We start from the raw sequence: 12,732 nt of genomic DNA on the forward strand, positions 1-12,732 counted from the left end.
TCAGCGAAATTACTTCTTCTCAACCAGGTATTTCACGGTATCAGCATACTGCTGTACGAAGATATCCATGCTGCTGGTGTCCATACCCTGCATGTTCAGCTGGTATTTGCCGTTAACAAACATCGCCGGAACGCCCTGAAGCTGGAGGTCAGCAGCCGCTTTTTCCTGCTGGGCAACCAGTGATTTCACCACGAAGCTGTTCCATGCGGCATCGTACTCTTCACCTTTCACGCCAGCATCAACAAACACTTTACGGATATCTGCAGTGGTCTGAACGGTCTGGGTTTTCTGTACGGCTTCAAACATTGGCGAAGTGATCTTATCTTCCACGCCCAGTGCCATCGCCACCGCCCATGCCTGAGTCAGGTCTTTACCCAATGGGCCCAGGAACTCAACGTGGTACTTGGTCATTTTGGTGCCTTCCGGCAGCTTTTTCTTCACGCTGTCAGAGACATGCAGCACCTGCTCGAACTGATAGCAGTGTGGGCAATAGAACGAGAAGAACTCCAGAACCTGTGGCTCGCCAGCGACCGGCTTGTCCAGCGTGATGTACTGTTTGCCGTCGGTAAACTGCGCAGCAGAAGCGCTAAATGCCAGAATCATACCTGCCAGCGCCAGCCAAATTTTTTTCATGATTAACTCTCTCCTGGGTGTGTCCAATTAATACATCGGCGTTAATTGCAGAGGGGGCTCCTGAAGAACCTTAACCTGCTCAGTAAATGTAGATATCTGGCTACGCCAGTAATCCTCTCCGGTAAGCCACGGGAAATTTCGGGGAAATGCCGGATCGTCCCAACGCCTGATTAACCATGCGAGATAATAAACAAAACGCATCGCACGTAAAGGCTCAATCAGGGCAATTTCGTCTGAATTAAACGGGCTAAATTCTTCATAAGCTTCAATAATGGTTTCAAGCTGCATGCGTTGCTCGGCTTTGTCGCCATTGAGCAGCATCCACAGGTCCTGAACCGCTGGCCCCATACGCGCATCATCGAGATCGACAAACAGCGGGCCATCACGCCAGAGAATATTCCCGGCGTGACAATCGCCATGCAGGCGCAGAACGGAAATATCATCGCGCCAGCAGGTTTTCACTGCAGCAATAAGCTTATCGGTGGCGTTGAGGAAATCATCCTTTAGCGCAGCGGGGATCATTGCAGACGTTTCGAATAGTTCGCGCGGTTCAAGAAGGTATTCCTGAATCCCCATCGTCGGGCGGGCAATAAAGGCTTTTTTGCGTCCCGTCTGGTGGATACGCCCAAGATAGCGGGCAACCCATTCCATCTGATCGATATTATCCGCTTCAAACTGACGACCACCCAGGCTTGGGAATACTGCGTAGTAATACCCTTCGTGCGTGAGGAGCGTTTGGTTATTGAATTTTAGCGGTGCGGCAACGGGAACATCGTCATCCAGCAGATCGTGAGCAAACTGATGCTCTTCCTGAATTTGTTCTGCGGACCAGCGTTCAGGACGATAGAACTTTACGACGAAGCGCTGACGATCCTCGTCCTGAAATTGATAGACGCGGTTTTCGTAGCTGTTTAATGGGGTTAGCCCGGAATCCACCCGAATACCCTGTTCAAACAGGGCATCCATAATGGTGTCCGGGTGTAATGTCTGGAAAGTAAAAGCCTGGTCGTTCATCCGATCATCCGGAAATTATACGAATGATTCAGGATATCATCTTGTGGCGATTTCGGTGCCGCCGCTTACAAGCTTTTACTCTTTAATTACGCCTCGGGCGCGCAATAATGCGGTCTTAAAATCTTCCTCATAATCTTTCTGAATACCAGGAATAACAGCATCTTTGGCGGAGTCGCGCATTTTAAGGTGGTAGATCAGGATGTCGTCAGAAAGGTCTGCCAGATCGCCGTCAAAACCTGACTCTTTCGCCAGTTTCTGTAAAAATTGCATCAGATTTAGCTCTGGCTCTTTTTGCCAGGCGGGCTGGAGGAGTTCAATAACTTCATTCAGACGTTTACATTTCATGGTGGTGCTCCTTTCATTTAGAGTGACACGTTAGCAGGGTCAATCCCACAATAAAAGAGGCGATATTCGTGAATCTTAGCCAGGAAATCATCGGGGTCGTTCTGGCAGGCGGCAGAGCAACGCGAATGGGCGGTAAAGATAAGGGGCTTCAGCTTCTTAATGGAAAACCCTTGTGGCAGCATGTCGCCGATACGCTCGCCGGCCAGGTGACGGCAATGACCATCAGCGCGAACAGGCATATCGACACTTACCGGCGCAGCGGATACGCCGTTTATCAGGATAGCCTTGAGAATTACCCGGGCCCGCTGGCCGGTATGCTTTCGGTCATGCAACAGTCGCACGGAGAGTGGTTTATCTTCTGCCCTTGCGATACGCCGTTTATTCCCTCCGGTCTCGTCGAGCGTCTGCTCCTGCTTCGTGGTACAGCACCTGTGGTTTGGGTACATGACGGCGAGCGTGACCATCCTGCTATCGCGTTGATGCATCGTTCGCTAGCGCCTGCTCTGCAGAGCTATCTGGCTGCGGGAGAGCGCAGGGTGATGGTCTTCATGCGTGAGTCTGGCGGCCATTCCGTTGATTTTAGCGATGTGAAATCAGCGTTTGCGAACGTGAACACGCATGAAGATTTGCAGATGATGCAGGAGAAAAAATGATACCTCTTTTAGCCATTTCCGCATGGAGTGGGACCGGGAAAACCACGCTGCTGAAAAAGCTGATACCCGCGCTGTGTGCCAGAGGCCTTCGTCCTGGATTGATTAAGCATAGTCATCACAACATGGATATCGATACGCCAGGAAAAGACAGCTATGAGCTGCGTAAGGCCGGAGCAGCACAAACGATGGTAGCAAGTCCTCAGCGCTGGGCGTTAATGACAGAAACGCCGGACGAGGCGCCGCTGGATCTCGCTTATCTGGTCAGTCGGATGGATCATTCCACCCTGGATCTGGTGCTGATTGAAGGATTTAAGCATGAGGCAGTGCCTAAGATCCTGCTGTTCAGAAACGATGCCGGGCATGATTTCAGCGAGTTAACGCTGGATGAGCATGTGATTGCGGTGGCCAGTGATATGGTATTGCCACTTGAGGTTCCGGTGCTGGACTTAAATGATGTGGATGGGATTGCGGGCTTTATTGTGACGTGGAGTGCGGTCTGACGTGCCGGGTGGCGGCTTTGCCTTACCCGGCCTGCCGTTTTTTTGGCGCATAAACGCAAAAAGGCCATCCTTTCGGATGGCCTCTTCACTTGTTTGATGCCTGGCAGTTCCCTACTCTCACATGGGGAGACCCCACACTACCATCGGCGCTACGGCGTTTCACTTCTGAGTTCGGCATGGGGTCAGGTGGGACCACCGCGCTAAAGCCGCCAGGCAAATTCTGTTAATCTGTATCAGGCTGAAAATCGTCTCTGTCTTCGCCAAAACACCTTCGGCGTTGTAAGGTTAAGCCTCACGGTTCATTAGTATCGGTTAGCTCAACGCATCGCTGCGCTTACACACCCGACCTATCAACGTCGTCGTCTTCAACGTTCCTTCAGGAGACTTAAAGTCTCAGGGAGAACTCATCTCGGGGCAAGTTTCGTGCTTAGATGCTTTCAGCACTTATCTTTTCCGCATTTAGCTACCGGGCAGTGCCATTGGCATGACAACCCGAACACCAGTGATGCGTCCACTCCGGTCCTCTCGTACTAGGAGCAGCCCCCCTCAATTCTCCAGCGCCCACGGCAGATAGGGACCGAACTGTCTCACGACGTTCTAAACCCAGCTCGCGTACCACTTTAAATGGCGAACAGCCATACCCTTGGGACCTACTTCAGCCCCAGGATGTGATGAGCCGACATCGAGGTGCCAAACACCGCCGTCGATATGAACTCTTGGGCGGTATCAGCCTGTTATCCCCGGAGTACCTTTTATCCGTTGAGCGATGGCCCTTCCATTCAGAACCACCGGATCACTATGACCTGCTTTCGCACCTGCTCGAGCCGTCACTCTCGCAGTCAAGCTAGCTTATGCCATTGCACTAACCTCCTGATGTCCGACCAGGATTAGCTAACCTTCGTGCTCCTCCGTTACTCTTTGGGAGGAGACCGCCCCAGTCAAACTACCCACCAGACACTGTCCGCAACCCGGATTACGGGTCTACGTTAGAACACCAGCCATTAAAGGGTGGTATTTCAAGGACGGCTCCACGCAGACTGGCGTCCACGCTTCAAAGCCTCCCACCTATCCTACACATCAAGGACCAGTGTTCAGTGTCAAGCTATAGTAAAGGTTCACGGGGTCTTTCCGTCTTGCCGCGGGTACACTGCATCTTCACAGCGAGTTCAATTTCACTGAGTCTCGGGTGGAGACAGCCTGGCCATCATTACGCCATTCGTGCAGGTCGGAACTTACCCGACAAGGAATTTCGCTACCTTAGGACCGTTATAGTTACGGCCGCCGTTTACCGGGGCTTCGATCAAGAGCTTCGCGTTGCCGCTAACCCCATCAATTAACCTTCCGGCACCGGGCAGGCGTCACACCGTATACGTCCACTTTCGTGTTTGCACAGTGCTGTGTTTTTAATAAACAGTTGCAGCCAGCTGGTATCTTCGACTGATTTCAGCTCCACCCGCAGGGGCTTCACCTACATATCAGCGTGCCTTCTCCCGAAGTTACGGCACCATTTTGCCTAGTTCCTTCACCCGAGTTCTCTCAAGCGCCTTGGTATTCTCTACCTGACCACCTGTGTCGGTTTGGGGTACGATTTGATGTTACCTGATGCTTAGAGGCTTTTCCTGGAAGCAGGGCATTTGTTACTTCAGCACCGTAGTGCCTCGTCATCACACCTCAGCGTTAAAAGGTACCGGATTTACCTGGAACCTCCGCCTACATGCTTAAACCGGGACAACCGTCGCCCGGCTAACATAGCCTTCTCCGTCCCCCCTTCGCAGTAACACCAAGTACAGGAATATTAACCTGTTTCCCATCGACTACGCCTTTCGGCCTCGCCTTAGGGGTCGACTCACCCTGCCCCGATTAACGTTGGACAGGAACCCTTGGTCTTCCGGCGAGCGGGCTTTTCACCCGCTTTATCGTTACTTATGTCAGCATTCGCACTTCTGATACCTCCAGCATGCCTCACAGCACACCTTCAACGGCTTACAGAACGCTCCCCTACCCAACAACACCTAAGTGTCGCTGCCGCAGCTTCGGTGCATGGTTTAGCCCCGTTACATCTTCCGCGCAGGCCGACTCGACCAGTGAGCTATTACGCTTTCTTTAAATGATGGCTGCTTCTAAGCCAACATCCTGGCTGTCTGTGCCTTCCCACATCGTTTCCCACTTAACCATGACTTTGGGACCTTAGCTGGCGGTCTGGGTTGTTTCCCTCTTCACGACGGACGTTAGCACCCGCCGTGTGTCTCCCGTGATAACATTCTTCGGTATTCGTAGTTTGCATCGGGTTGGTAAGCCGGGATGGCCCCCTAGCCGAAACAGTGCTCTACCCCCGAAGATGAGTTCACGAGGCGCTACCTAAATAGCTTTCGGGGAGAACCAGCTATCTCCCGGTTTGATTGGCCTTTCACCCCCAGCCACAAGTCATCCGCTAATTTTTCAACATTAGTCGGTTCGGTCCTCCAGTTAGTGTTACCCAACCTTCAACCTGCCCATGGCTAGATCACCGGGTTTCGGGTCTATACCCTGCAACTTAACGCCCAGTTAAGACTCGGTTTCCCTTCGGCTCCCCTATACGGTTAACCTTGCTACAGAATATAAGTCGCTGACCCATTATACAAAAGGTACGCAGTCACACCACGAAGGTGCTCCCACTGCTTGTACGTACACGGTTTCAGGTTCTTTTTCACTCCCCTCGCCGGGGTTCTTTTCGCCTTTCCCTCACGGTACTGGTTCACTATCGGTCAGTCAGGAGTATTTAGCCTTGGAGGATGGTCCCCCCATATTCAGACAGGATACCACGTGTCCCGCCCTACTCTTCGAGTTCACAACCTGTGTGCTTTCGTGTACGGGGCTGTCACCCTGTATCGCCGGACTTTCCAGACCGTTCCACTAACACACAAGCTGATTCAGACTCTGGGCTGCTCCCCGTTCGCTCGCCGCTACTGGGGGAATCTCGGTTGATTTCTTTTCCTCGGGGTACTTAGATGTTTCAGTTCCCCCGGTTCGCCTCGTTAACCTATGTATTCAGTTAACGATAGTGTGACGAATCACACTGGGTTTCCCCATTCGGACATCGCCGGGTCAAAGGTTCATATCACCTCGCCGGCGCTTTTCGCAGATTAGCACGTCCTTCATCGCCTCTGACTGCCAGGGCATCCACCGTGTACGCTTAGTCGCTTAACCTCACAACCCGAAGATGTTTCACTTCATGATTGCGAAAATTTGAGAGACTCGAACACACCATTTAAGATGTGTCGTTTCAATTTTCAGCTTGATCCAGATTTTTAAAGAGCAAATATCTCAAACGTCACCCGAAGATGAGTTTTGAGATATGACGGCCGGTGACTTTCACTCACGAACCAGCAAGTGGCGTCCCCTAGGGGATTCGAACCCCTGTTACCGCCGTGAAAGGGCGGTGTCCTGGGCCTCTAGACGAAGGGGACACTGAAGTCTCAATCGCAAGACGCCTTGCTATTTACTTTTCATCAGACAATCTGTGTGAGCACTACAAAGGCAGGTTCTTTAAGGTAAGGAGGTGATCCAACCGCAGGTTCCCCTACGGTTACCTTGTTACGACTTCACCCCAGTCATGAATCACAAAGTGGTAAGCGCCCTCCCGAAGGTTAAGCTACCTACTTCTTTTGCAACCCACTCCCATGGTGTGACGGGCGGTGTGTACAAGGCCCGGGAACGTATTCACCGTAGCATTCTGATCTACGATTACTAGCGATTCCGACTTCATGGAGTCGAGTTGCAGACTCCAATCCGGACTACGACGCACTTTATGAGGTCCGCTTGCTCTCGCGAGGTCGCTTCTCTTTGTATGCGCCATTGTAGCACGTGTGTAGCCCTACTCGTAAGGGCCATGATGACTTGACGTCATCCCCACCTTCCTCCAGTTTATCACTGGCAGTCTCCTTTGAGTTCCCGGCCTAACCGCTGGCAACAAAGGATAAGGGTTGCGCTCGTTGCGGGACTTAACCCAACATTTCACAACACGAGCTGACGACAGCCATGCAGCACCTGTCTCAGAGTTCCCGAAGGCACCAATCCATCTCTGGAAAGTTCTCTGGATGTCAAGAGTAGGTAAGGTTCTTCGCGTTGCATCGAATTAAACCACATGCTCCACCGCTTGTGCGGGCCCCCGTCAATTCATTTGAGTTTTAACCTTGCGGCCGTACTCCCCAGGCGGTCGACTTAACGCGTTAGCTCCGGAAGCCACGCCTCAAGGGCACAACCTCCAAGTCGACATCGTTTACGGCGTGGACTACCAGGGTATCTAATCCTGTTTGCTCCCCACGCTTTCGCACCTGAGCGTCAGTCTTTGTCCAGGGGGCCGCCTTCGCCACCGGTATTCCTCCAGATCTCTACGCATTTCACCGCTACACCTGGAATTCTACCCCCCTCTACAAGACTCTAGCCTGCCAGTTTCGAATGCAGTTCCCAGGTTGAGCCCGGGGATTTCACATCCGACTTGACAGACCGCCTGCGTGCGCTTTACGCCCAGTAATTCCGATTAACGCTTGCACCCTCCGTATTACCGCGGCTGCTGGCACGGAGTTAGCCGGTGCTTCTTCTGCGGGTAACGTCAATTGCTGAGGTTATTAACCTCAACACCTTCCTCCCCGCTGAAAGTACTTTACAACCCGAAGGCCTTCTTCATACACGCGGCATGGCTGCATCAGGCTTGCGCCCATTGTGCAATATTCCCCACTGCTGCCTCCCGTAGGAGTCTGGACCGTGTCTCAGTTCCAGTGTGGCTGGTCATCCTCTCAGACCAGCTAGGGATCGTCGCCTAGGTGAGCCGTTACCCCACCTACTAGCTAATCCCATCTGGGCACATCTGATGGCAAGAGGCCCGAAGGTCCCCCTCTTTGGTCTTGCGACGTTATGCGGTATTAGCTACCGTTTCCAGTAGTTATCCCCCTCCATCAGGCAGTTTCCCAGACATTACTCACCCGTCCGCCGCTCGTCACCCGAGAGCAAGCTCTCTGTGCTACCGCTCGACTTGCATGTGTTAGGCCTGCCGCCAGCGTTCAATCTGAGCCATGATCAAACTCTTCAATTTAAGTTTGATGCTCGTGAATTAAACTTCGTAATGAATTACGCATGTTCACTCAGAGACTTGGTATTCATTTATTGTCCGAAGACATTAAGAATCCATGTCACTTTGAGTGCCCACACAGATTGTCTGATAAATTGTTAAAGAGCAGTGCCGCTTCGTTTTCGCTGCGGCGCGGGGTGTGCATATTACACTTTCCCGCTTCAGAGTCAAGCGTTTATTTTCGCTATTCTCTGCTGACCCGGCGGCGTGCGTGCCGTTGTTCCGTGTCAGTGGAGGCGCATTATAGGGAGTTATTCCGAGGTGACAAGAGGAAATTTAAAAAAAATTTCCATCCGCGTTTTTTTTCACCAACAGAGGTGAAATCAAGCTACAAATTGTTCTATTTGATGTATCTGCAACCACAATCACATTCGAGGTGGCATAATTATCAGCATGAATCTTTAAGGAATAAAAGCGATGCCATTAAGCGCACAACAGCTGGCCGCCCAAAAAAACCTGTCGTATGTGCTGGCAGAAAAGCTGGCTCAGCGGATTTTAGCGGGTAAATATGCCCCGGGCAGCATCCTGCCGGGTGAAATGGAGCTGGGTGAGCAGTTTGGGGTGAGCCGTACCGCAGTGCGCGAAGCGGTGAAAACCCTGACGGCAAAAGGTATGGTGCTTCCACGTCCTCGTATTGGCACACGCGTGATGCCACAGAGTAACTGGAATTTTCTCGATCAGGAGCTGCTCTCCTGGTGGATGACGGAAGACAACTTTCATCAGGTCGTCGATCACTTTCTGGTGATGCGCAGCAGCCTTGAACCTCAGGCATGTCTGCTTGCCGCCACGCTTGGCACAGCAGAGCAGAAAGCGCAGCTTAACGCGTTGATGGAAGAGATGGTGTTCCTGAAAAAACACTTCAACCGCGAACGCTGGGTTGAGGTCGATATGGCCTGGCATGAACATATCTATATGATGAGCGCCAATCCGTTCCTCACCTCGTTTGCCTCTTTATTTCATTCGGTGTATCACACCTACTTTACCTCTATTACACAAAACGACGTGGTAAAACTGGAATTGCATCAGGCGATAGTGGATGCCATTCAGGAAAGCGACGGGCAGCGAGCCCTGAGTGCGTGCCAGGCATTACTGGCTGCGCCAACCCACCAGCAGGTAAATAAATGACAAAGAAAAAAGCGCGCAGCATGGCCGGATTGCCGTGGATTGCAGCCATGGCGTTTTTTATGCAGGCACTGGATGCCACCATCCTCAACACCGCGCTTCCCGCTATTGCGCAAAGCCTTAACCGCTCCCCGCTGGCGATGCAGTCCGCCATCATCAGCTACACCCTGACAGTTGCAATGTTAATTCCAGTTAGCGGCTGGCTGGCCGACCGCTTCGGTACCCGTAGAGTTTTCATGCTGGCCGTAACGCTCTTTACGCTCGGTTCGCTGGCCTGTGCGCTCTCCTCGTCCTTAACGGAACTGGTTATCTTCCGCGTATTACAGGGCATTGGCGGCGCGATGATGATGCCCGTGGCGCGCCTTGCTTTATTACGAGCCTACCCTCGAAGCGAACTGCTTCCCGTGCTCAACTTTGTCACCATGCCGGGACTGGTCGGCCCGATACTTGGCCCGGTACTCGGTGGCGTGTTTGTCACCTGGGCAAGCTGGCACTGGATCTTCCTGATTAATATTCCGATTGGCGTTGCGGGGCTGCTGTATGCCCGTAAATATATGCCGAACTTCACCACGCCAAGACGCAGCTTCGACATGGGTGGCTTTTTCCTGTTTGGCCTGAGCCTGGTACTCTTCTCCAGCGGGATGGAGCTGGTTGGCGAGAAGATCGTCGCGACGTGGATGGCGCTCTCCGTTATCCTCGCCGGCGTGCTGCTGTTCCTTCTTTATATACGTCACGCGCGCCGTCACCCGACGCCGTTAATCTCTCTTGGGCTCTTCAACACCCGAACCTTTTCCGTCGGGATCGCGGGAAACATTGCCTCGCGTCTGGGGACGGGCTGCGTACCGTTCCTGATGCCACTGATGCTGCAGGTGGGTTTCGGCTACCCGGCCCTGATTGCCGGCTGCATGATGGCGCCCACCGCAATGGGCTCGATTCTGGCAAAATCGACCGTGACGCAGGTGCTACGCTGGTTTGGCTATCGTAAGACGCTGGTTGGCGTGACGGTCTTTATCGGCCTGATGATTGCGCAGTTCTCGCTGCAGTCCGCCGCGTTACCCGTCTGGATGCTGATCCTGCCGCTATTTGTGCTGGGCATGGCGATGTCGAAGCAGTTCACCTCAATGAACACCATCACCCTTGCGGATTTGACCGACGAGAACGCCAGCAGCGGCAACAGCGTGCTGGCGGTAACCCAGCAGTTGTCCATCAGTCTGGGTGTGGCCGTGAGCGCGGCGGTACTGCGGTTTTATGAAGGTTTCGACAGTGCGAACACCGTCGAGCAGTTCCACTATACCTTTATCACCATGGGCGCACTCACCGTCGTTTCAGCGCTGGTCTTTATGCTGTTAAAACCGAAAGATGGCCGTAACCTGATTAAAGAACGCCATAAGGCGAAAGCTAAACCGAACCCCGTTCCATCAGAACAGGAGTAAGCTGCAGGCGTTGCTGCTGCAGCGTGGGCTGAGCCATTCGGTGGATCAACACATCGATGGCCAGCTCGCCCAGCTCATCTTTTGGCTGATGAATGGTGGTGAGCGGCGGCGTCATATAGCTGGCCAGCTCGATATCATCGTAGCCGATTACCGCCATATCGTCGGGAACACGCAAACCGGCCTGATATAACGCCTGATAGGCACCAAACGCCATGGCATCGTTGCCGATAAACACCGCCTGTGGACGCTGAGGTTGCGCCAGCAGTGTTTGCATCGCTTCAAAACCACCGTGAAACTCAAAATCGCCGGTAATACGGTACCCTTCCGGCACGGAAAGGCCCGCCCGCGCCATTGCGGCGAGATACCCTTCCAGACGCAAACGCGCCGGGGTTTTATCCAGCGGGCCGGTAATACAGGCGATGCGGGTATAGCCTTTATCGATCAGATACTGGGTGGCCATATCGCCCCCCAGCAGGGAGTTATCCTGAATAAGATCGCTGGTACCGTCGAACGGCGCCCAGTCCATCATCACTGTGGGAATGGAGGGGTAGCGCTGGATAATCTCTTTCGACGGCTGGTGCGTTTCGGTACAAAGCAGCAGTAGCCCGTCGACGCGTTTTTGCATCAGCGTTTCCAGGTTACGATTCATGCGCTGCTCGTCACCTTCGGTATTGCACAGCACCAGGCTGTAGCCACGCTCGAAGCAGCTGCGCTCCACGCCGCGAACCAGTTCTGAATAAAAGGGATTGGTACTCGCGGTGATCAGCATACCGATGGTGCGCGTCTGGTTGAGCTTAAGGCTGCGCGCCAGCGCAGACGGCGCATAGTTGAGATCTTTTACCGCCGCTTCGACTTTCTCCCGAATCGCCTCGCTGACGAAGCGATCGTTGTTTATAACATGAGAGACCGTCGAGGTAGAAACGCCCGCCATGCGGGCGACATCTTTCATTGTGGCCAAGCGTTACCCCTGCTGACTTAAGAATTCATCGATCTCTTTACGCCACGGAACGGAAGGCTGGGCACCCTTGCGCGTCACCGCAATCGCGGCGGCAGCGTGTGCGAAGCGGATAGCATCATCCATTCTCATGCCTTCCAGCAGCGCGGTCACCAGTGCACCATTGAAGGTGTCTCCCGCTGCAATGGTATCAATCGCCTTCACCTTAAAGCCCGGCACGCGGCGGCCTTCGCCATTGACGCTTGCCCACACCCCACGGCTGCCCAGGGTGATGATCACGGTGCCGATGCCTTTGTCGTGCAGCGCACGCGCGGCTCGCGCGGCATCATCATCGTTTTCAACGCGAATGCCCGTCAGCTTTTCGGCTTCGGTTTCGTTCGGCGTGATGATGTCCACCAGCGCCAGCAGCTCGTCAGATAATACACGGGCAGGGGCCGGATTAAGTACGACAGTGGTATGATTTTCATGCGCAATTTTGGCGGCGGCCAGCACGCTTTCAACCGGCGACTCCAGCTGCATCAGCAGGGCTTCCGCTCCGCCGATGAGTGCACGTTGCGCTTCTACGCGTTCCGTCGTCAGCGCCGCGTTAGCGCCAGCATGAATACCGATGACATTCTCACCTTCTGCGTTGACGAAAATCAGCGCCACGCCGGTAGATTCCCCTGCAACAACGCTGACCGGTGCGATATCGATATTGTCGCTCGCCAGCTGCTTGCGTACGCGCTCACCGGTATCGTCATCACCCGTGCAGGCGATAAACGCAATATTTGCCCCGCTGCGACCGGCAGCAACGGCCTGGTTTGCACCTTTACCGCCAAATGCCACCTGATACTGGTTACCCGTGACGGTTTCGCCCGGTGTCGGGAACGATTCAAGGTTAAGAATGTGATCGGCATTGATACTGCCAAGGACGACGAGGTTACCTGCGGTTTTCATGGTTGGATTGTCCATCAGAGAGCGCCACCGGTGT

General features: G+C 53.5%; 9 protein-coding genes, 1 tRNA gene and 3 rRNA genes. 4 read left to right on the top strand and 9 right to left on the bottom strand.

Annotated elements, in window-relative coordinates; genetic code table 11:
• Nucleotides 1-9 precede the first annotated feature (9 nt).
• The 3 genes from dsbA to ACMGG5_RS05685 all read right to left on the bottom strand — a co-directional run bounded on the left by dsbA (nt 10) and on the right by ACMGG5_RS05685 (nt 1,992).
• Entirely contained in the window at nt 10-633 is a 624-nt protein-coding gene (gene dsbA / locus ACMGG5_RS05675; protein ID WP_024909222.1) for a thiol:disulfide interchange protein DsbA, read from the bottom strand.
• 27 nt (nt 634-660) lie between these two features.
• Nucleotides 661-1,647, bottom strand: a complete 987-nt coding sequence (locus ACMGG5_RS05680; protein WP_024909223.1) for a serine/threonine protein kinase — start codon at nt 1,645-1,647, stop codon at nt 661-663.
• Between the two features lie 75 nt (nt 1,648-1,722).
• Complete coding sequence (locus tag ACMGG5_RS05685; protein WP_008501866.1) at nt 1,723-1,992, bottom strand: YihD family protein; 270 nt, start codon at nt 1,990-1,992, stop codon at nt 1,723-1,725.
• A gap of 68 nt (nt 1,993-2,060) precedes the next feature.
• Here ACMGG5_RS05685 and mobA point away from each other — a divergent pair, with 68 nt between their 5' ends.
• Together mobA and mobB are read left to right on the top strand one after the other, a co-directional pair.
• Nucleotides 2,061-2,645, top strand: a complete 585-nt coding sequence (gene mobA / locus ACMGG5_RS05690) for a molybdenum cofactor guanylyltransferase MobA (protein WP_248273410.1) — start codon at nt 2,061-2,063, stop codon at nt 2,643-2,645.
• The gene (gene mobB, locus ACMGG5_RS05695; protein ID WP_248273411.1) at nt 2,642-3,145 is read left to right on the top strand and encodes a molybdopterin-guanine dinucleotide biosynthesis protein MobB; all 504 of its coding nucleotides are present in this window, start codon (nt 2,642-2,644) and stop codon (nt 3,143-3,145) included. The genes mobA and mobB overlap by 4 nt, the downstream gene beginning before the upstream one ends.
• 98 nt (nt 3,146-3,243) lie before the next feature.
• Here mobB and rrf read toward each other — a convergent pair.
• From rrf to ACMGG5_RS05715, 4 genes are all read right to left on the bottom strand, one after another.
• Nucleotides 3,244-3,359: ribosomal RNA gene (gene rrf, locus ACMGG5_RS05700) — 5S ribosomal RNA — on the bottom strand.
• Nucleotides 3,360-3,426: 67 nt separating this feature from the next.
• Nucleotides 3,427-6,331 (bottom strand): 23S ribosomal RNA (locus ACMGG5_RS05705).
• Nucleotides 6,332-6,515: 184 nt separating this feature from the next.
• A tRNA-Glu gene (locus ACMGG5_RS05710) sits at nt 6,516-6,591 on the bottom strand.
• An 85-nt stretch (nt 6,592-6,676) separates the two neighbouring features.
• Nucleotides 6,677-8,216 (bottom strand): 16S ribosomal RNA (locus ACMGG5_RS05715).
• The 16S, 23S and 5S rRNA genes sit together here with 1 tRNA gene alongside, the layout of an rRNA operon.
• 453 nt (nt 8,217-8,669) lie before the next feature.
• On the opposite strand from ACMGG5_RS05715, the gene ACMGG5_RS05720 reads away from it, so the two are divergent.
• Both ACMGG5_RS05720 and mdtD read left to right on the top strand, forming a co-directional pair.
• Entirely contained in the window at nt 8,670-9,377 is a 708-nt protein-coding gene (locus ACMGG5_RS05720) for a FadR/GntR family transcriptional regulator (RefSeq protein WP_024907901.1), read from the top strand.
• Entirely contained in the window at nt 9,374-10,807 is a 1,434-nt protein-coding gene (gene mdtD, locus ACMGG5_RS05725; protein WP_420277598.1) for a multidrug transporter subunit MdtD, read from the top strand. Before ACMGG5_RS05720 ends, mdtD begins: the two co-directional genes overlap by 4 nt.
• Here mdtD and rbsR read toward each other — a convergent pair.
• Nucleotides 10,773-11,765, bottom strand: a complete 993-nt coding sequence (gene rbsR, locus ACMGG5_RS05730; protein ID WP_024907899.1) for a ribose operon transcriptional repressor RbsR — start codon at nt 11,763-11,765, stop codon at nt 10,773-10,775. The two genes, mdtD and rbsR, sit on opposite strands and share 35 nt — an antisense overlap.
• A 3-nt stretch (nt 11,766-11,768) precedes the next feature.
• A complete protein-coding gene (gene rbsK, locus ACMGG5_RS05735) occupies nt 11,769-12,698 on the bottom strand; it encodes a ribokinase (RefSeq protein ID WP_024907898.1) in 930 nt (309 codons plus the stop codon).
• Nucleotides 12,699-12,732 lie beyond the last annotated feature (34 nt).

The organism is Enterobacter sp. BNK-34, assembly GCF_048684445.1.
GTDB lineage: Bacteria > Pseudomonadota > Gammaproteobacteria > Enterobacterales > Enterobacteriaceae > Enterobacter > Enterobacter pseudoroggenkampii.

Bases quoted from the DNA above. Each gene is read 5' to 3' on its own strand.
- dsbA (WP_024909222.1), bottom strand. From the start codon at position 633: ATGAAAAAAATTTGGCTGGCGCTGGCAGGTATGATTCTGGCATTTAGC.
- ACMGG5_RS05680 (WP_024909223.1), bottom strand. From the start codon at position 1,647: ATGAACGACCAGGCTTTTACTTTCCAGACATTACACCCGGACACCATT.
- ACMGG5_RS05685 (WP_008501866.1), bottom strand. From the start codon at position 1,992: ATGAAATGTAAACGTCTGAATGAAGTTATTGAACTCCTCCAGCCCGCC.
- mobB (WP_248273411.1), top strand. From the start codon at position 2,642: ATGATACCTCTTTTAGCCATTTCCGCATGGAGTGGGACCGGGAAAACC.
- ACMGG5_RS05720 (WP_024907901.1), top strand. From the start codon at position 8,670: ATGCCATTAAGCGCACAACAGCTGGCCGCCCAAAAAAACCTGTCGTAT.
- mdtD (WP_420277598.1), top strand. From the start codon at position 9,374: ATGACAAAGAAAAAAGCGCGCAGCATGGCCGGATTGCCGTGGATTGCA.
- rbsK (WP_024907898.1), bottom strand. From the start codon at position 12,698: ATGAAAACCGCAGGTAACCTCGTCGTCCTTGGCAGTATCAATGCCGAT.